The 17,524-nt window shown below is 75.5% G+C and carries 15 protein-coding genes; all 15 read left to right on the top strand.

What is annotated here, in order from left to right; translation table 11 throughout:
- Window positions 1–2,517, top strand: coding sequence for a LuxR C-terminal-related transcriptional regulator (locus tag ABT369_RS01100; protein ID WP_350609304.1), 2,517 nt, complete (start codon window positions 1–3; stop codon window positions 2,515–2,517).
- A gap of 95 nt (window positions 2,518–2,612) precedes the next feature.
- Complete coding sequence (locus ABT369_RS01105) at window positions 2,613–2,864, top strand: nickel-binding protein (RefSeq protein WP_350609306.1); 252 nt, start codon at window positions 2,613–2,615, stop codon at window positions 2,862–2,864.
- A gap of 5 nt (window positions 2,865–2,869) precedes the next feature.
- Window positions 2,870–3,112 (top strand): nickel-binding protein, encoded by a 243-nt coding sequence (locus ABT369_RS01110; RefSeq protein ID WP_350609307.1) that lies wholly within the window; start codon window positions 2,870–2,872, stop codon window positions 3,110–3,112.
- Between the two features lie 191 nt (window positions 3,113–3,303).
- The gene (locus ABT369_RS01115; protein ID WP_350609309.1) at window positions 3,304–4,467 is read left to right on the top strand and encodes an ATP-binding protein; all 1,164 of its coding nucleotides are present in this window, start codon (window positions 3,304–3,306) and stop codon (window positions 4,465–4,467) included.
- Window positions 4,452–5,261: a response regulator transcription factor gene (locus tag ABT369_RS01120; protein ID WP_350609311.1), complete on the top strand. Its 810-nt coding sequence runs from the start codon at window positions 4,452–4,454 to the stop codon at window positions 5,259–5,261. Before ABT369_RS01115 ends, ABT369_RS01120 begins: the two co-directional genes overlap by 16 nt.
- Window positions 5,262–5,371: 110 nt before the next feature.
- Window positions 5,372–7,033 (top strand): DUF6311 domain-containing protein, encoded by a 1,662-nt coding sequence (locus ABT369_RS01125; RefSeq protein ID WP_350609313.1) that lies wholly within the window; start codon window positions 5,372–5,374, stop codon window positions 7,031–7,033.
- 35 nt (window positions 7,034–7,068) lie between these two features.
- On the top strand, window positions 7,069–7,596 hold the full coding sequence (pyrE, locus tag ABT369_RS01130; protein WP_350609315.1) for an orotate phosphoribosyltransferase: 528 nt from the start codon (window positions 7,069–7,071) through the stop codon (window positions 7,594–7,596).
- Between the two features lie 78 nt (window positions 7,597–7,674).
- Window positions 7,675–9,600, top strand: a complete 1,926-nt coding sequence (locus ABT369_RS01135; RefSeq protein ID WP_350609317.1) for a branched-chain amino acid ABC transporter substrate-binding protein — start codon at window positions 7,675–7,677, stop codon at window positions 9,598–9,600.
- A gap of 166 nt (window positions 9,601–9,766) precedes the next feature.
- The gene (locus tag ABT369_RS01140) at window positions 9,767–11,605 is read left to right on the top strand and encodes a RodZ family helix-turn-helix domain-containing protein (RefSeq protein WP_350609319.1); all 1,839 of its coding nucleotides are present in this window, start codon (window positions 9,767–9,769) and stop codon (window positions 11,603–11,605) included.
- Window positions 11,606–11,699: 94 nt separating this feature from the next.
- Window positions 11,700–12,185: a hypothetical protein gene (locus ABT369_RS01145; protein ID WP_350609321.1), complete on the top strand. Its 486-nt coding sequence runs from the start codon at window positions 11,700–11,702 to the stop codon at window positions 12,183–12,185.
- A gap of 78 nt (window positions 12,186–12,263) precedes the next feature.
- On the top strand, window positions 12,264–12,797 hold the full coding sequence (locus tag ABT369_RS01150; protein WP_350609323.1) for a SigE family RNA polymerase sigma factor: 534 nt from the start codon (window positions 12,264–12,266) through the stop codon (window positions 12,795–12,797).
- A gap of 5 nt (window positions 12,798–12,802) precedes the next feature.
- Window positions 12,803–14,080, top strand: a complete 1,278-nt coding sequence (locus ABT369_RS01155; protein ID WP_350609325.1) for a sialidase family protein — start codon at window positions 12,803–12,805, stop codon at window positions 14,078–14,080.
- Window positions 14,081–14,133: 53 nt separating this feature from the next.
- Window positions 14,134–15,084 carry a hypothetical protein gene (locus ABT369_RS01160; RefSeq protein ID WP_350609327.1) on the top strand — a complete coding sequence of 317 codons (951 nt, stop codon included), beginning with the start codon at window positions 14,134–14,136 and terminating at the stop codon, window positions 15,082–15,084.
- A gap of 41 nt (window positions 15,085–15,125) precedes the next feature.
- The gene (locus tag ABT369_RS01165; RefSeq protein WP_350609329.1) at window positions 15,126–16,544 is read left to right on the top strand and encodes a hypothetical protein; all 1,419 of its coding nucleotides are present in this window, start codon (window positions 15,126–15,128) and stop codon (window positions 16,542–16,544) included.
- Window positions 16,545–16,858: 314 nt separating this feature from the next.
- Window positions 16,859–17,521 (top strand): SCO6745 family protein, encoded by a 663-nt coding sequence (locus ABT369_RS01170; RefSeq protein WP_502891680.1) that lies wholly within the window; start codon window positions 16,859–16,861, stop codon window positions 17,519–17,521.
- The last annotated feature ends 3 nt before the right edge of the window (window positions 17,522–17,524 follow it).

Here is a 17,524-nt window from a genome sequence, read left to right on the forward strand (position 1 = left end):
GTGCGGTTGCTGGAACGGGAGTCCGCGCTCGCGTCGCTGACCGAGTACGCCCGCGCGGCGCACGCCGGCGAGGCCCGCCTGGTGCTCGTCGGCGGCGAGGCCGGCGTCGGCAAGACCGCGCTCGTCGAGGCGTTCACCGAGGGCCGGCCCAACGTCGTGTGGGGCCTGTGTGACGGTCTGTTCACGCCGCGGCCGCTGGGCCCGCTGTTCGACATCGCCGACCAGCTCGGCCTGGACCTGCGCTCGGCGGACCGGGACGAGCTGTTCGCCGTGACCCTGCGCGCGCTGCGGGACGTCGACGTCCTCGTGGTCGAGGACCTGCACTGGGCCGACGAGGCGACGGTCGACTGGATCCGCTACCTCGGCCGGCGGCTGCGCGGCACCGTCGCCGTGCTCACCTACCGCGACGACGGCCTGTCGCGGGGTGACCCGCTGCGCCTCGCGCTCGGCGACCTCGGCACGCAGCGCGGCACCCGCCGCATCGGCCTCGCCCCGCTGTCGGAGCCGGCCGTGCGCGCCCTCGCCCGGGAGCGCGGGGTCGACCCGGCCGAGCTGTACCGCCTCACCGGTGGCAACCCGTACTTCGTGACCGAGCTGGTTCGCGACAGTACCGCCGGCATCCCCGCGTCCGCCGCCGACGCCGTGCTCGCGAGGGCCGCGCGACTGCGCCCGGACGCGCGCGCCGTGCTCGACACCGCGGCCCTGATCGGCACCCGCGTCGACCCGCGCCTGCTCGCCGAGGCCACCGGCGCCACCCCTGAGGCGCTCGACGATCTCGTCGCGTCCGGCCTGCTGACCGGGGACGGCGCGGGGCTGCGATTCCGTCACGAACTGGCGCGGCTGGCGGTGGAGCAGGCCGTACCGCCGCATCGAACCGCACCCGCGCACGCCGCGGTGCTCGCCGCGCTCCAGCGGCTCGGCTCCGGCGACGACGCGAGCCTGGCCCACCACGCCGAGGCGGCCGGCGACCGGGCCGCCGCCCTGCACCACGCCGTGCGCGCGGCCCGGGCCGCGGCCGGGCTCCGCTCGCACCGGGAGGCGGCGGCGCAGTACCACCGCGCCGTGCGGGCCGACGGGAACGATCCGGAACTGCTTGACGCGCTCGCCTTCGAGCTGTCGATGATCGACGCCTGGGCGGGCGTGGCGGAGGCGGCCGAGCGGGGCCGAGTGCTGTGGCGCGCGGCGGGCAACGGCCTGCGCGAGGGCAATGCGCTGCGGATGCGCTCGGCCGCCGGGGTCAGCCTGTGTCGCGGGGAGGAGGCGCTCGCCGACGCCGAGGCGGCCATCGCCGTGCTCGAGCCGCTCGGCCCGAGCGGCGAGCTCGCCCTCGCCTACGGGCACCTCGCCAAGCACCACATGCTCGCCGACCGCTACGCCGAGGCGACCGAGCTCGCCGGCCGCGCGCAGGCGATCGCCGCCCCGCTGGGCCGCTTCGACCTGGTCAGCGACACCCTCAACACCGAGTCGGTGGCCCGGCTCATGCTGGGCGAGGAGTGGATCCCGCTCATGCGCCGCGCGCTGGACGTGGCGATCGAGCACGGTCACGACGAGAAGGCCGGGCGGGCGTACACGAACCTCTACGGCCTGCTCTGCCGGGCGCGCCGCTACGCGGAGGCCGAGCCCGTCTACCACGAGGCGATCGCGTACTGCGACGAGCACGACGTGGACACGTACGGCACCTGCCTGCGCGGCGAACGCGCCTCCGCGCTCGCCCGCACCGGCCACTGGGACGAGGCGATGGCGCTGTGCCGGCAGGTGCTCACCCGGGTCGAGGAGGCGTCCCCGATCAACCGGATCTATCCCTTGTACGTCCACGCCACGATCCGCGCCCGGCGCGACGAGGACGGCGTGTGGGCGGCGCTCGACGAGGCGGCCGAGTCGGCCGACGGCGCCGGCGAGCCCCAGTGGATCATCAAGGCGCGGCTGGGCCGGGCCGAGGCGCGCTGGCTCGCGGGCAAGCACTCCGACGCGCGCACCGAGGCGGAGCTTGCCGACGACGTCTGCGCCCGCGCCGACGGCTGGCTGCGCGGCTGGGTCGCGACCTGGCTGCGCCGCACCGGCTCGGACCGTCCGGCGCGCGGCGAGCTCGCGGAGCCCTTCGCGCTCGAGTGGGCCGGCGACCACGCGGGCGCGGCCGCGGCGTGGGACGCGCTCGGCTGCCCGTACGACGCCGCCCTGGCCCGCCTCGGCGCCGGGGACGAGCCCGGCGTGCGCCGCGCCCTGGCCGCGTTCGACGACCTCGGCGCGACGGCGGCGGCGCGGGTGGCCCGGCAGCGGCTGCGTGACCTCGGCGCCCGCTCGATCCCGGCCGGCCCGCGCACGGCGACCCGGGCGCACCCGCACGGCCTGACGCGCCGCGAGCAGCAGGTGCTCGACCTGGTCGCGGAGGGCCTGACCAACGCCGAGATCGCCGCGCGGCTGGTCCTGTCGGTGAAGACGGTGGACCACCACGTGTCCGCGGTCCTGGCCAAGCTTGGCGTGGCCACCCGCGCCGAGGCCGCGCGCAAAACCGGGTAGGCACCCACCCAAACCTGGGGAATGCTTCCCGATTCGCCGGCACCCCCGCCATCCGTACGGTCGGTGCATCGCTCGAACCGAAGGAGGCGCTGGCAATGCCGCTGTACATGGACATCCACAGCATCGAGGGCGGCGTGTCCGTCGACGACGTCGTCAAGGCCCACATGGCCGACCTGCGCACACAGGGCCGGTACGACGTGAGCTACCTGCGGTACTGGGTCGACGAGGCGCACGGCAAGATCTTCTGCCTCGCCGAGGCGCCGACGGCCGATGCGGCCGCGGCCGTGCACCGCGAGGCCCACGGGCTCGTCGCCGGCGAGATCTACCAGGTCCAGGAAGGCTCCTGACGCCGATGCCGACCTTCATGGACGTGCACGCCGGCTACGCGGACGTCACCCCGCAGGAGCTGGCCGCGGCGCTGGACGCCGACCGCGAGCACGCCGTCGCCGAGGGTGTCCGGTTCGACCGGCACTGGCTCGACCACGCCTCCGGGCTGGTGTTCCGGCTGGCCCACGGGCCGGACCGGGAGGCCGTCCTGCGCGTCCATGAACGCGCGGGACATCCGGCCACCGATGTGTACGAGTTGCCGCAATAATGTCGTTGCACCTCTCCCGCCTGTGCCGTACTGGGGGCACGCCGAGGGGGCGGGAGCGCGCCGGCCGTGTCACCTTGAGGTCCGCCCTGGGAGGCCCCTTGGTGACACGGCCTGGACGCGACCCGGACACGGAATGGATGGGCCGACGCGCCGATGTCCGTCGATCCCGAAGGCGGGCACGATAGGCGTCGATGGCGTTGACGGAGCGGGTGCGGGCCGCGCTGGACTGGTCGCGGATCCCGGACGAGTCCGGCGAGGAGATCGTCCGCGCCAACGAGCAGCGCCTCGCCCGCATGGTCGCCTACGTCCGGCTGGCGACGGTGCCGTTCCTGGCCGTACCGCTGGTGGAGTGGCGCAACCTCCCGAGACCCTGGCTCGTGCTCCTGGCCCTGCTCGCCGCGGCCGCCTGGGCCCTGTTCGTGCTGCGCCGCGTCCGCCGCAACGAGGGGCTGCGCGACGACCAGCTCCTGGCCTTCGCCGACGCCGCGTTCTGCGTCGCGCTCATGGCCGCCGGCTCCCGGGCCGGCGTGCCCGAGCAGCGCAACGCCGTGCTCACCGAGCTCGTCCCGGTCAGCCTGGTCAGCCCCGTCGTGCTCGCCTTCGCGGTCGGGCTGCGGTGGCGGGCGGCCGCGGCCGTCGCGCTGCTCGGCGCCACCTGGGTGGCCTCGGTCTGGCCCGACGTCTCCCAGAAGCTGGGCTCCGACCTGCTCGGGTTCGTGGTCTGGTACGTCGCCGGACTGGCCGTCGCGACCCTCATGCGCGGCATGGCGGCGCAGACGGCCGCGGCCGTGGCCCATGCCCGCCGCCTCGACCTCGCCCTGCACCGCGAGGGCTTCCGGCGCTCCCTGCACGACGGCGTGCTGCCGATCTTCGACGGGATCGCCCTGGACGAGCGCGTCGGGCGCGACACCCGCCGGGCCGCCCGCCGCGGCGCGATCCGGGCCCGGGCGCTGCTGTCCGCCGACGCGCCCGCCGACGGCTTCGAGGCCCGGGTCTTCGAGCTCGCGGCCACCTTCGCCGACCTCGGGCTGCTGCTGTTCCCGCGGGTGTACGTCCACGAGGAGCCCCCGCCCGAGGTCGCCGCCGCCCTGCTCTCCGCCGCGCACGAGGCCCTCGCGAACGCGCTGAAGTACGCCGGTGCCGACGCCGAGGTCGTCCTCTTCGCCGAGGCGACCGCGGACGGCGTGGAGATCTCGGTGCTCGACAGCGGGGCCGGCTTCGACCCCGGCCGCACCCCGCGCGGGCGCGGCTACACCTCGTCGCTGCCGGCCGTCACCGCGGCCGGCGCCGGCTGGGACGTCAGCTCGGCGCCCGGCCAGGGGACCAAGGTGGTGCTGCGGTGGCCGGCCCCGTAGTCGTGGTCGACGACCACCGCCTGGTCGCCGGCCCCCTCGTCACCGTGCTCACCCCGCTGCTGGCCGGGCACGGCTTCACCCTCCGGCCCCTCGCGACGAGCGTCGCGGCGTGCCTGGCGTCCGGGCCGCCGGGCCTCGCCGTCTGCGACGTGATCCTCGAGACGGGACTGTCGGGCGCGGAGGCGGTCAAGGCGCTGGTCGCGCACCGGTGGCGGGTGCTGCTCATCTCCGGGTACGCGCCCGAGGAGCAGACGCTGGACGCCATCGCCGCCGGGGCCGCCGGCTACGTGGAGAAGTCCGAGGACGCGGCCGGCCTCGTCGCCGCCGTGCGCGCCGTCGACGCCGACGGGCTGCACCTGTCCGCGGCCCTCGCCGCGATGTTCTACGCCGACCTGCGCCGCCGCCCCCTGCCGTCCGGCGCCGAGCTGGCCGCCGGTGACCTGCGGGTGCTGCGCGCGTGCGTGCAGGGCGAGCCGCTCGGGCGCGCCGCGCGGGGCTGCGGGCTCACCCTCGGGCAGGCCCGGGAGGCCGTGGCGCGGATCTTCGCCGCGGCCGTGGCCCGGCGCCAGCAGCACCAGCTGACCCCGCGCGAGCTGGAGGTGGTGCGGCTGGTCGGCTGCGAGCACCTGTCGACGGCGGCCGCGGCCCGGCGCCTCTTCGTCTCGATCGACACCGCGAACACCCACCTGCGCTCGATCCGCCGCAAGTACCACCTCGTGCACCCCGAGGCCCCGCGGAACCTGCCCCAGCGCACGGCCGCCCAGCTCTGGGCCAGGGAGCTGAACCTCTGCTGACCCGCTCACCAGGACTGGGGAGTGCGACCCCTACCCCCGAACCGGGAGAATCGAGGACACGGCGCGGTGGTCGCGCGGGGGGTGTGACCACCGCCCGGTTAGACTCGCCCGTGACCCGCGGCCGGGCCGATCTCCTCGCCGTGGCGAGCTACGTGCTCGCCGCCGTCGTGCTCTGCGGGCGGCTGCTGGCCCATCCCGGGCAGCGGCTGCCGTACACACCCGGCGACCGCATCCAGGCCGAATGGCACCTCGCGCTGGCCGCCCGGCTGCTCGGGCGCGGCGGGAACCCGCTGCTCATCGACCGGATGAACGCGCCCGTCGGGGTCAACGGGATGGCGAACACGACGCAGTACGGCCTCGGGGTGCCCATGGCCCCGATCACCTGGCTGCTCGGCCCCGGTGTCGCGTTCGACGTGCTGATCGTGCTGGCCCTGAGCGGTACCGCGGCCGCCTGGTTCTGGCTCCTGTCCCGGCACGTCGTGGACTCCCGGCCCGCCGCCTGGGCCGGCGGGCTGGTCGGCGGGTTCGCGCCCAGCGTCGTCGGCCACGCCACCTTCCACCCCAACCTCGCCGCGCAGTTCCTCGTGCCCGTCATCGCGTGGCGGGTCGTGCGGATGCTCGATTCGCGGCGGTACCTGCGCGACGGCCTCGTCCTCGCCGCGCTGGTCGTGTGGCAGGTCTTCATCAACGAGGAGACGCTGTTCATCACGGCCCTCGCGCTCGGCGTGTTCCTGCTGCTGTGGCGCGGCGTGCGCTGGCGTCCCCTGCTGCCGGGCCTCGGCGTCGCGGCCCTGGCGGCGACCGCAGTGCTCGCGTACCCGCTCTGGTACCAGTTCTTCGGCACCGGGGCCTACCGCGGCGGCGAGCGCCAGATGACCGCCTTCCACACCGACCTGCTCGGCGTGACCTCGTTCTCCCGCACCTCGGTCGCGGTGCGCTGGAGCGAGTACCCGCCGGCCCCCGGCTTCTCGGCCGAGCAGCACGCGCACCTGGGCTGGCCGATCATGCTGGCCGCGCTCGCGTTCGTGCTCTGGCAGCGGCGCGACCGCCTGACCCGCTCGCTCGCGATCACCGGCGCGGTCTTCCTCGCGCTCTCGCTCGGCACCGGCCTGACCCTCGGCGGCCGCTCGCTCGGCATCCCCGGCCCCTACGCCCCGCTGGCGCGCCTGCCGCTCTTCGACACCCTGCTGCCGACCCGGCTCGGCGAGGTCCTGACCTGGTGTCTCGCCCCGCTCGCGGCCCTGGCCGCGGCCCGCTGCCGCCTGCCGTCCCGCCTGCTCACGATCGGCCTGGCCGCCGCGCTGCTCGTCCCCGCCGCCCCGACGCCCACCCCGGTCGAGCCCCGCCCGGCCGTCCCGTCGTTCGTCAGCGGCGGCGCGTGGCGCGGCTATGTCGATGCCGATCATTCGGTACTGGTCGTGCCCCTCGCCGACTTCGAGCACTGGACGGCGCTGTCCTGGTCGACCGCGACCGGCCTCGACATGCGCCTCTCGCACGGCTACTTTCTCGGCCCCGAGGGCGGCGTCACCGGCCGCCACGCGATCGTCGGCCCGCCGTCCCGCCCGCTGGACCGGCTGCTGCGCGATCCCCGGCCGGTCACCGACGCCGACCGCGCCGCGGCCCGGGCCGACCTCGCCCACTGGCGCACCGCCATCGTCCTGGCCCCGCCCGGCCCCGCGTACGCGGCCCAGCGCCGGCTCCTCGACGACCTGTTCGGCCCCGGCCGGCTGATCGGTGGCGTCTGGCTGTGGGACGTCCGAGGGGTGCGGTAGGAGGCCCTGAACACGGCGTACGCGACACTGATCGCATGACCAGCCCGCTCGCGCGCCGTGTGTACGAGACCTGCCACCTGACCGGCTCCTTCCGCCTCCGTTCGGGGCAGGTGAGCGGCGAGTACTTCGACAAGTACCTGTTCGAGGCCGAGCCCGCCCTGCTGCGCGAGGTCGCCGCGGCGATGGTCGAGCTGCTGCCCGAGTGCGACGCCCTCGCCGGGATGGAGATGGGCGGCATCCCCATCGCGACCGTGATGTCGCAGCTCACCGGGTTGCCGACGGTCTTCGTGCGCAAGGAGGCGAAGGCGTACGGCACCGAGAAGGCGGCCGAGGGATTCCCCGTCGCCGGCCGCCGCATCGCGGTGATCGAGGACGTGGTGACCACCGGCGGCGCGCTGCTGGCCTCGTGCCGGGCGCTGCGGGCCGAGGGCGCCGAGATCGTCGCGGTCGTCTGCGCGATCGACCGCGAGCAGGGCGGCCGCGACAACCTGGCCGCCGAGGACCTGCAGCTGCGGCCCGCGCTCACCCGGACCGACCTGGAGGCGGCCGTCCGGGCGCAGTGATCCCCAGCCGGTGTTGAGCTCGCGACTGGCGCGGCGGCGGTACCGTCGTGCTCCACGGCAGACGACGGTGGAGCGATCATGATCGGTCCGTGGGAGATCGGGCTGGTGGCGGCCCTGGCCATCGCCGGCGGCTACGCGCTGTGGCGCATCGTCGCGCGCGTGCGGTTCCGGCGGGCCGCCGGCGCGCGGGGAGGGCCGTCGGGGCCGCCCAAGGCCGAGGCGGTCACCGCGGACCGGCTGGTCAAGCGGGCCGAGGCGGCCGTGGCGCGGCTGCGCGAGCAGACCGACTCGCCCCGCGACCCGGTGCTGCGCGCGCAGATCGGCGACGTCGACGACCACGCCGCCGAGGTGCTCGCCGACCTGCGCCGCTTCGCCGAGCAGGTCAAGGCGATCGAGCGCTCGCTGCGGGAGATCCCGGTCGACCGGCTGCGGCGGGACCTCGGCACGGCGACGGCCCAGCGCGACGAGGCCGGCGACGAGGCGCTGCGGGCCGAGCTCGACCGGTCGGTGCACGCGATCGAGCAGCAGCTCGCGGTGGCCGACCGGCTCGACACCACCCGGCGCACGCTGCTGGCCCGCATCGAGGCGGCGGTCTTCGACCTCGAGGGGCTCGGGGCGCGCGTCGCCGAGCTGATCGTCATGCACGACGCGGCCGGGGCGGGCGACACCGAGTCGCGGCTGTCGGAGCTCACGGGCGACCTGGAGGGCATGCGGGCCGGCCTCGCCGAGGCGCGCGGCCTGTCCAGCACCGTCCTCGGAGGCTCGCAACCGGCTCCCGAGCAGCGCGCATCCGCGCCGGCCCCGCCGCCCGAGCCCGCGCCCGCGCCGGTCAGGCCGGGGCGGGCCCGCTGGGACCTCGTCGCCGTGGCCGTGGCCGTCGTCCTGGCGCTCACCTGCCTCGCCAACGCCGTCATCCCGCACGCGAGCAGCCCGTCGGCCGGCGGCACCTGGGGGCCGGACGAGTGCGCCCGGACGATCGCGTTCATGGGCGAGCTGACCGGCGACGCCGCCGGGGACGGGCCGGGGGAGCTCGACGCCGTCACCCTGGCCGTGACCCAGGACAACGCGGCGCACCCGGACGAGTGCGAGGTGCGGCTGCGGCAGTACGACACCGCGATCACCGGCGACGTGGCGGAGTCGGCGAGGAAGATCGCCGAGGACGCGTCGATCGTCGCGGTCGTCGGGCCCACCTACGGCCACGAGGCCGAGTCCGCGGTGCCGGTCCTCGAACCCGCCGGGCTGGCCGTGATCAGCCCGTCCGCGAGCGACTCGAACCTCACGGCGAAGGGCTGGACCGTCTTTCACCGCACGCTGCCGAGCGACGACGACCAGGCCGACGCCGCGGCGCGGTACCTGCGCGACACCCTGAAGGCCGGGCACGTCTTCGTGATCGGCGACGACACCGCCTTCGGCAAGGACGTCTCGGCCCGCGTGGCCGCCACGCTCGGCGCACCGGCCGTGGCCGGGCAGGCCGCCGTCGCCCAGGACAGCACCGACTGGGCCCCGGTCGTGGACCAGATCCGGCACAGCGGCGCCGACGCGGTCTACTTCGGCGGCTGGGCCGACGACACCGCGCCGTTCGTGCAGCGGCTGCGGGCGGTGCTGCCGAAGATCCCGCTCGTGACCGGCGACAAGGTCATCACCGAGACCTTCCGCAAGACCGCCGGCGACGCGGGCCACGGCACGTACGCCACCTGCCCCTGCCTGCCCGTGACCCAGGGCCTGGAGACGTTCCGCTCCCAGTTCAAGGCCCGCTTCGGCGACACGCCCGAGTACTACGCGCCGGAGGCGTACGACGCGGCCCGGATCGCGCTCGCGGGCCTGCGCGCCGGGAAGACCACGCGGCCGGCGATGCTGCAGTTCGTGGACGCCTGGGACCGCGACGGGCTCGGCCGGCGCATCCGGTTCGGCCGCGACGGCGGCCTGGCGGGGCCGGCGCTGAACGTGTGGGCGTACCAGTCCGGCGACGACGGCTACTTCGCCCCGAAGAGCCCCATCGCCTGACGCCTCCTGGCTCCTTTTAGCGCACTGCAAATCCCCGTTATGCCTTCCTTCGCCGCCCGCTGCGGCCCCTGACCCGGCAGTACGGTCGTGGCCGTAGCCGTCGAGGTTGCCGCACGGGCTCCCGGCCCCGCCGATGCCCGTGTTCCGCCAGGACAAGGAGCGCGGCGTGTTCGACCAACGCCCGGCCGGTCGGCCGGGTCATCGCAGCTCGGGGCCCGAGTCCACCGGTCTTCGCCGGTGGCTGGGCCGGCCACTGCTGACCCTCGGCGTGCCCGCGTTGATCGCGGTGCTCGGCGGCATCGCGCTCACGTCGCAGGCCGCCCTCGCCGGCCAGGACGCGCCCGAGGTCGCGTGCACGCTCGCCGTGCCGGCCGACCCGTTGAGCGCGAAGGGCCTGGCGACCCCCTACCGCCTCGAGGCGCCCTGCCACGAGGCCGACGCCGGCTCGGCCGCCTTCGTCCAGGCCACGATCGTCGACCCGGCGACCGGCGCCATGTCGGTCTACAACCCGCTGGTCGTCGACGCCGGCGCCCGCCCCGCCGTGCCGCCGGCCCCGCCGAAGCTGCCCGCCGGCGCGGTCGTCGGCCTGTGGTTCGGCTTCAACGGCGACCAGCTGCGCCTCGCCGGCGACCACGGCAGCCTCGCGGCCGGCCGGTGCGTCAACGGCGAGCGGAACTCGATCTTCGGCCAGTTCGCGTACTGCAACGCCCCCGCCGTGTTCACCGCCGCCGGCAACGCGATCGCCGCCGGCAAGCTGAAGGTGCCGGGGCTCGGCACCGCCGCCGACGGCCGCCCGTGCCCGTCGACGCGCGACTTCGGCCTGGTCGACATGGACCAGAGCGACAACGTCACCACCACCTACCTGGTGCTCGCCGACGGCACGACCGCGCAGAACACCGCGGCGAACCGCGCCGCCCTGGCCCGCCGCGGCGCCCGTGTCGCGGTCAACGGCAGCGACAACGCCCTGCTCGACGCGCACGTCTTCCCGGCGCTGGGGTGCACGCCGTACCGCGCGCCCGACCTCGCCGACGCCGGCGCCCCGGCCACGGCGCTCGCCCTGAACGAGCTGCAGGCCGCCGCGCACCAGGCCGCCCCGGTGGCGCTGGTGCCGACCTCGGACCCGATGACGCAGGTGGCCGGCAAGCCGAGCGTCGCCAAGACCAACCTGTACCGCGCCGGCGTCGGTCAGCCCGCCGTCGCCGCCGCGACCGAGACGCCCAAGGCCTACTGCGCCGATCTGCTCCGGGTCGGCCCCGACCGCATCGAGCTCGACCGCAGCCTGACCGTCCGGGCCGCGTCGCCGGACCCGGCGGCGGCGAACAGCCTGTTCACGTTCCTGGCCCAGCGCTTCAGCGGCTCGTACGACGTGCTGGACTGCCCGCGGCTGCTGCACACGAAGAACCCGGTCACGGTGACTACCGACGCGAAGGGCATCGTGGTGAGCGCCCGCTTCGGCGGCCCGTCCCGGCCCTCCGCATCCCCGCCGGCCTCCGCCGCTTCGCCGGCCCCCGCCACCACCCGGCCGGCGGCGGCCGGACGGCAGCCCGAGCACGGCCGGGCGTCGGCGCCCGCGACGACGACCGAGCCGCCGCAGACGGCGGTCCGCACCACCGAGCCGCCGCAGACGACGGTCCAGACCACGCAACCGCCGCAGCCGGTGCGCACGGCCACGCAGGCGGCGCGCCCGGTCCAGACCGGTCAGGCCGGCCCGCCGGCCGCCACCCGGCCGGCGAGCACCGCCACGACGTCGGCCCCGCCGCCGGCCGCGGACGCACCGGGGGACGAGGCCCCACCGGCGGCCGACGCGGGCCAGCCGGACCTGGTCGTCGACGCGATGCGGCTGAAGGCCCCGGACCCGAAGGCGAGCGTGACGGGCACCTCGTTCGCGAGCACCATGGTCGGCGTGGTCCTGCTCGTCGGCGGGACCATCGGCTGCACCGCCGCGATCGTGCGCGCGTACCGCCGCAACCGAGGCAAGTACTTCCCCGAGCCGGCCGCGGAGTAAGCCCAGGTGCCACCCGGGCGTGCTTGCGATCGAGAGTGATGAGTCTCAATATGTGAGGCGTTGGCTGCTTCCCGCCTCTCGAGAGGACTCGGTGATGATCAGAGCTCGCTCCGCCACGCTGCTCGCGGCCGCCGCCACGGCCGCGGTCGTCGGGGTTCCCGCCGCCGCGCACGCCGCCGTCGTCAGCCAGGCGTTCGCCGCCGACTCCGGGGACAGCTGCCGCTACGGCTCCAGCAGCGGCACGTTCAGCTGGCCGCAGGGGCCGGTCTCGCCGCTGCCCGCGCCCGGCGTCGGCGTGTCCGGGAAGGTCGCGGACCGGCCGCTGCCGATCGATCCGGGGCCGGTGTGCCGCGACGACGGGTACAGCAGCACCGTCACGTTCGTCGCCTACCTCGGGACGACCGAGGTCGCGAGGCAGAGCCGCACCGCCGACAACGGCACGGTGCCGTTCTCGTTCGTGCTGGGCGGCGCCTCGGCGGACAAGGGGATCGACCGGATCACGGTGCAGGTCTGCCGCAACCCCGTCGTCACGCTGCCGCCGAGCTACTGCGGGCGGGCGGTCACGTACGTCGCGCCCTGACCCCGCCGGCGTGCGGCCCCCGAATCGGCGTGCAACCGATTCGGGGGCCGCGGCGCACCTATGGGGCAGGGAGGTGTCATGCCGGGCGCAGAGACAGACGAGCAACAGCAGTTCCGGGAGTACTTCACGGCACGGCACGACACGGTTCGGCGCACGGCCTACGTGCTGTGCGGCGACTGGCACTGGGCGGACGACCTGACCCAGACCGCGTTCATCCGCCTCGCCGTCGGCTGGCGGAAGGTGCGCGACCGCGAGGCGCTGGACGCCTTCGTGCGCACGTGCCTCGTGCGGGCGTACCTGTCCGACGCCAAGCGCGTCTGGCGGCACCGCGAGCGGACCGTCGCCGAGCCGCCCGACGTGGCCGGGCACGGCAACGCCGCCGAGCGGGCCGACGGGCGGATGGCGTTCGAGGCGGCGCTGCGCAGGCTGCCGCCGCGGCAGCGGGCGGTGCTGCTGTGCCGCTACTACCAGGACCTCGACGTCGCCGAGACCGCCGCGACGCTCGGCTGCTCGCAGGGCACGGTGAAGAGCCAGGCCGCCCGCGGCCTGGCCAAGCTCCGCGAGCTGCTCGGCGACAACGCCACGACGACGGTGCCGGGAGGGCGATCGTGAACCGGATGCACACGGAGCTCATGCACACCGACTTCGAGGACGTGGCCGGGCAGGCCGCGCCGCCGACCCGGCTCACGGCCGACGGGGTGCTCGCCGAGGCCGTGCGGTGGCGGCGCCGCCGGGCCACGACGTGGGTGGCCGCGGGCGTCGCGACGCTGCTCGCCGCCGGGGTGGGGCTGAGCCTGCAGCAGCACCCGGCGGCGCGCCCGGAGCCGGCCGGGCCGCCGGACCCGTCGGTGACGCCGGCCCGCAACGACCCGTTCGGCGGCCTGTACTCGCTCGTCGCCACGGACGACGTGCACCTCTTCGCCAAGGTCGGCGCCGCGTCCCTGCGCTCCGAGGACGGCGGCGCGACCTGGAAGGCGTGGACGGACACCTCCGGCGGCGGCGAGCTCACGTCGCCCGCGCCCGGGGTGCTCACGACCACGGTCGAGACGATCAACGACAAGTTCGACGGGCAGCCGGCGAACGGGCCGAAGGCGTACTACACGCATCGGATCAGTACCGATGCCGGACAGACGTTCCGCGACGTGCTGGTGACGACCGAGGCGGTCGCGGAGGTGCCCGCGGGCGGCTGGCTCTTCCACACCTGCTACTCGGCGAGCGATCCGTGCCCGTTCCAGGCCCTCGACCCGGGCCGCGCGCGGCTCGCGCCGCTGGCCGCCCAGCCGCCGCTGGAGCGGGCCGAGGCCGCCGGCGTGCCGGTCTCGGCCGGGCTGTGGGTCACCGGCACCGATCCGGCCAGCAAGCTCCCGGCCGTCGCGGTCAGCCACGACCGGGGCCGCACGTGGACCAAGCGGGTGCTCGCGACCGGCAAACAGGCCCTCGGGGGCGTCGTGGCGACCGTCGACGGCGTCACGGCGTACACCATCGTCCAGGTGCCGAACCCGAACTATCCCGGCACCCAGCGCACCCCGGCGCCCGACGCCTCGGTCGGGCTGCTGTTCCGCACGACCGACGGCGGGCAGACCTGGACCCAGGCCGACCCGGGCCACACGCTCCCGTCGAGCTACGAGTACTTCGACGGCGACGCGTACGTGGCGGCCGACGGCACCCACGTCGCGGCCTCCCCGCGCAGCCGGCCGCAGCAGTGGTTCACCAGCCGCGACGGCGCCGCCTACCGGGCCGGGCGGCCCGACGGGCTGGGCGAGAACCTCAACGCCACCGGCGAGCACCCGCCGGTCGTCGCCCGCCCCGGGTTCTACCTGGCCTTCGACGACGAGGCCATGTACCGCTCGCCGGACGGGCTGCACTGGACCCGCGTCCCGATCAAGGCGCCGTAGCCGGCGGAGGCGCCCGGGTCCGCTCGCCGCTGGCCCGGGCGTTAGGCTGACGTATGTCGATGCTCGAGACCCTGGGCGTGCTCGCGCACCGCGGCGGCCTGATCGTCGAGCACCCCGAGCTGACCGTCGGCGTGGTCCGCGCGATCTCCCGGCCGACCGGCCTGGAGCTCGAACTGCTCGCCCGCCGCCCGCTCGACCACCGCGACGTCCTGCGGCGCCAGGCCGACATCCGTGCCGGCCGCACGGGCCCGCCGCCGGCCCCGAGGCGCCTGCTGCCCGCGTTCGACGAGGGCATCGACCTGCGCGTGGGCTGGCTCGACGACACCGGCCGCGCGCACTGGGAGTTCGGCTCGTGGGAGTCCAGCAGCGACTACGACGGGTTCCGCCTGCGCACCCGGCTGCAGTTTCCGCCGCGGTACTCGCACGTGCCCGTCGCCCTCGCCTGGCCCGAGATCGGCTTCCCCGAGACCGTCGTGGACCTCGCGCTGCCGGACCGCGTGACGGTCGAGCGCGGCACCGTGTCGATCTGGGACGCCCCGCTGGACACCGCGATCCCACCGTCGCCGCTGCACTACCGCGCGGACGAGACGATGCTCGGCGAGCCGCGGGTCGAGGCGGGCCGGATCGTCGCCGAGCCGCGGGTCCTGCACCGCGGCGATGACGCCGCCGTGGTCCTGACCCGGCTCACGGCCGTCGCCGGGGTGCTGTCCCTGGAGATCGTGAGCATCGCCCACGGCGAACGGGCGAGGGCCGCCACCGCCGCCGACTTCCCGCCGCGCGAGGCGCATCTGGAGACCGGCGCCTCCATCGCGACCCTGGACGGCCACGCGGCGACCCGGGTCCGGCCCTACGCGGCGTCGTCGTCGGGCGGCGCGACGGCCTTCCAGTCGCGGGCCGAGTTCGCGGTGCCCGCACCCGCCGGCGACACCCTGACGCTGCTCGTCGCCTGGCCGGCCGCCGGGCTCTCCGACGCCGTCGCCGCCGTAGCGGTGCACGCGGCCTGAAGCGGGCCGCGGCGCGCTCGCCCGGGCGGTAGCATGCCGCCGTGACGACCGAAGCCGCCCTCGCCGAGCCGGTTCTGGCCGAGCCCGGCCCGGCGCCGAAACGGTTCACCGGCGACCGGCGGGCGCTGAGCGGGCTGCTCGCGCTCTGTGCCGTGCCGATGACGATCTCGGCTCTCGTCCATCGGTACACCCGCATCCCCGACGGCGACGAGCCGCACTATCTGGTCATCAACGAGTCGCTGCGGCGGTACGGGTCGATCCACGTCAAGCGCGTCTACGACAACTGGGAGTTCAAGGCGTTCCACCCCGGCCCGCTCGACGCGCACCTGGCCGCCGCGCCGCACCAGACGCTGCCGTGGCACGGGATCGGCGGGCCGCTGCTGTGGCATGTGCCGTACCTGCTCGGCGGCCGCCTCGGCGTGCTGCTGTTCATGGTCGCGGTGTCGCTGCTGACCGTCGCGAACGTCTTCTGGCTCGTGCGCGGGCTCGGCCTCGGGCGGCCCGTCGCGTTCCTCACCGGCCTGGGCATCGGGCTCGGCTCGACCGTGCTGACCTACACCGCCAAGGCCTTCGTGGAGCCGCTGGCGGCGCTGGCGGTGCTGTACGGATTCCGCGTCCTGACGAAGGAAACCCTGCGCGTCCGCGATCTCGCGCTCGCCTCGGCCGCGCTGGGCACGCTGCCCTGGGTGCACAGCCGCTTCATTCCGCTGGAGGTGCCGCTGGTGCTCCTGCTGGCCTGGCGAATCCGCCGCGACGGCGCCCGGCGCTGGACCGCGCTCCTGGCACCGCTGGGCGCGCTGACCGCGGGCCTGTTCACCTACCTGTGGCTCGTCTGGCACAGCCTGAACCCGTCGATCAACCAGGCCGGCGACACGTCGCTGCTCTTCGGGGCCGACCCGGCCACCAACCTCGTCGGCGTGCTGCTGGACCAGGAGCACGGCGTGCTGTTCTCCTACCCGATCCTCCTCTTCGCGCTCCCGGGCCTGATCCTCGGCTGCGCGGGCGAGCGCCGCGGACTGCACCTGCGACTGCTCGCGGTCATCGGCCCGTACTGCCTCATCCTCCTGACCTCCCCGGGCTGGTGGGGCGGCTGGGCCCCACCAGCGCGCCTGTGGGCCGCCGTGCTGCCCATGTTCGCCTTCCCGATCGCGTACGCCCTGCAGCGCGCCGCCCACTGGACGACCACGACCTGGGCGACCGTGTGCGTGCTCATCAGCGTCGGCCTGGACACGCTGTGCCGCTTCAGCCCGAGCAACGGCTTCTCCGCGGACTTCGGCTACCTGGTGCCGCTGCGGGTGCTGGACGACTGGACGGGCTGGTCACTCACCGCGCTCCTACCGGCCTGGCAGACCCGCAACGCGGCACCGTGGCCCTTCGCGTGGTGGGGCCTGGCCACGCTCGCCTTCACCGCGGCCCTCGTCATCGCCGCCCGCTCCCGCCGGGACCTGTCGGAGGGGTGATGCCGCCCCCGATGATGCTCGCGAGCGGCCCGGCGAGGGCGTCGACGTCCGCGATCCGGGGCTCGAACGGGTCGGCGGTGGCCTCGAACCACCACAGGTCGCCCGGCCACGGCTCGAGGCGTGCGTGGCGTCTCGGGCACTGCGCCAGGCCGTGCGTCGACCGCGCGGCATACGGGCCGTGATGGTGCTCGGCGTAGTGACGCCGAGCGGGGTGTCGCGACTCAGGCGAGGCCCGCCACGGCCCGCCAAGAGGAGCGGTCATTGGGCAGGCGAAGCCGCGAGAACGTCCCATCCCAGGCCCTGAGCGTCCTGCGATGCGAAGAAGCGGTCGCGGCGTGACAGCGCCCCGAAGTCACGCTGCCAGGCGGGACCGTGCCGGGCGACCGCCGCGATGGGTCTGGAGGAAGATCACCCCGCGGGAGGCGATCGCCGTGCGCGAGCGGGCCAGCGCCGCCGCGCTGCGGCAGATGATCGGGGAACTCGCCGGCTCGCCCGGTCTCGTGCGGGTCGCCGACCTCGCCACCCGGGCGGCGGTCAGCGCGCCCGCCGAGGGCCGGGCGCTGTACGCCGGACAACGGGCGCTCGACGTGCCCGAGGAGCCGGTGGCCAGGCTCTGGCACGCGGTGACGCTGCTGCGCGAGCATCGCGGGGACGGTCACAACGCCGCCCTCGTCGCCCACGGCATCGGCGGCACCGAGTCCCACGTCCTCTTCGCGATTTCCCTCGGCATGAGGCCGGAGGAGTTCGACCGGATCCACCATCTGCCCGAGGCGCAGCTGGCCGCCGTCGTCGACGGGCTGAGCTCCCGCGGCCTCGTGGACGCCGCGGGCGGGTTCACCGATGTCGGCCGGGAGACGAGGGAGCGGATCGAGGCGCTCACCGACGAGCTGGCGGCGCCGGCGTACGACGTGCTCAGCGCGGACGAACTCGACGAGCTGGTCGCCGGGCTCGAGACGATCGCCGCTGCGGGCCACTGAACG

Source organism: Dactylosporangium sp. NPDC000244, from assembly GCF_040300725.1.
In the GTDB taxonomy this organism is placed as follows: domain Bacteria; phylum Actinomycetota; class Actinomycetes; order Mycobacteriales; family Micromonosporaceae; genus Dactylosporangium.

Excerpts from the sequence above, each read along its gene's own strand:
- ABT369_RS01105 (WP_350609306.1), top strand. The coding sequence starts at position 2,613 with ATGCCGCTGTACATGGACATCCACAGCATCGAGGGCGGCGTGTCCGTC.
- ABT369_RS01110 (WP_350609307.1), top strand. The coding sequence starts at position 2,870 with ATGCCGACCTTCATGGACGTGCACGCCGGCTACGCGGACGTCACCCCG.
- ABT369_RS01115 (WP_350609309.1), top strand. The coding sequence starts at position 3,304 with ATGGCGTTGACGGAGCGGGTGCGGGCCGCGCTGGACTGGTCGCGGATC.
- pyrE (WP_350609315.1), top strand. The coding sequence starts at position 7,069 with ATGACCAGCCCGCTCGCGCGCCGTGTGTACGAGACCTGCCACCTGACC.
- ABT369_RS01135 (WP_350609317.1), top strand. The coding sequence starts at position 7,675 with ATGATCGGTCCGTGGGAGATCGGGCTGGTGGCGGCCCTGGCCATCGCC.
- ABT369_RS01145 (WP_350609321.1), top strand. The coding sequence starts at position 11,700 with ATGATCAGAGCTCGCTCCGCCACGCTGCTCGCGGCCGCCGCCACGGCC.
- ABT369_RS01150 (WP_350609323.1), top strand. The coding sequence starts at position 12,264 with ATGCCGGGCGCAGAGACAGACGAGCAACAGCAGTTCCGGGAGTACTTC.
- ABT369_RS01155 (WP_350609325.1), top strand. The coding sequence starts at position 12,803 with ATGCACACGGAGCTCATGCACACCGACTTCGAGGACGTGGCCGGGCAG.
- ABT369_RS01160 (WP_350609327.1), top strand. The coding sequence starts at position 14,134 with ATGTCGATGCTCGAGACCCTGGGCGTGCTCGCGCACCGCGGCGGCCTG.
- ABT369_RS01170 (WP_502891680.1), top strand. The coding sequence starts at position 16,859 with ATGCGAAGAAGCGGTCGCGGCGTGACAGCGCCCCGAAGTCACGCTGCC.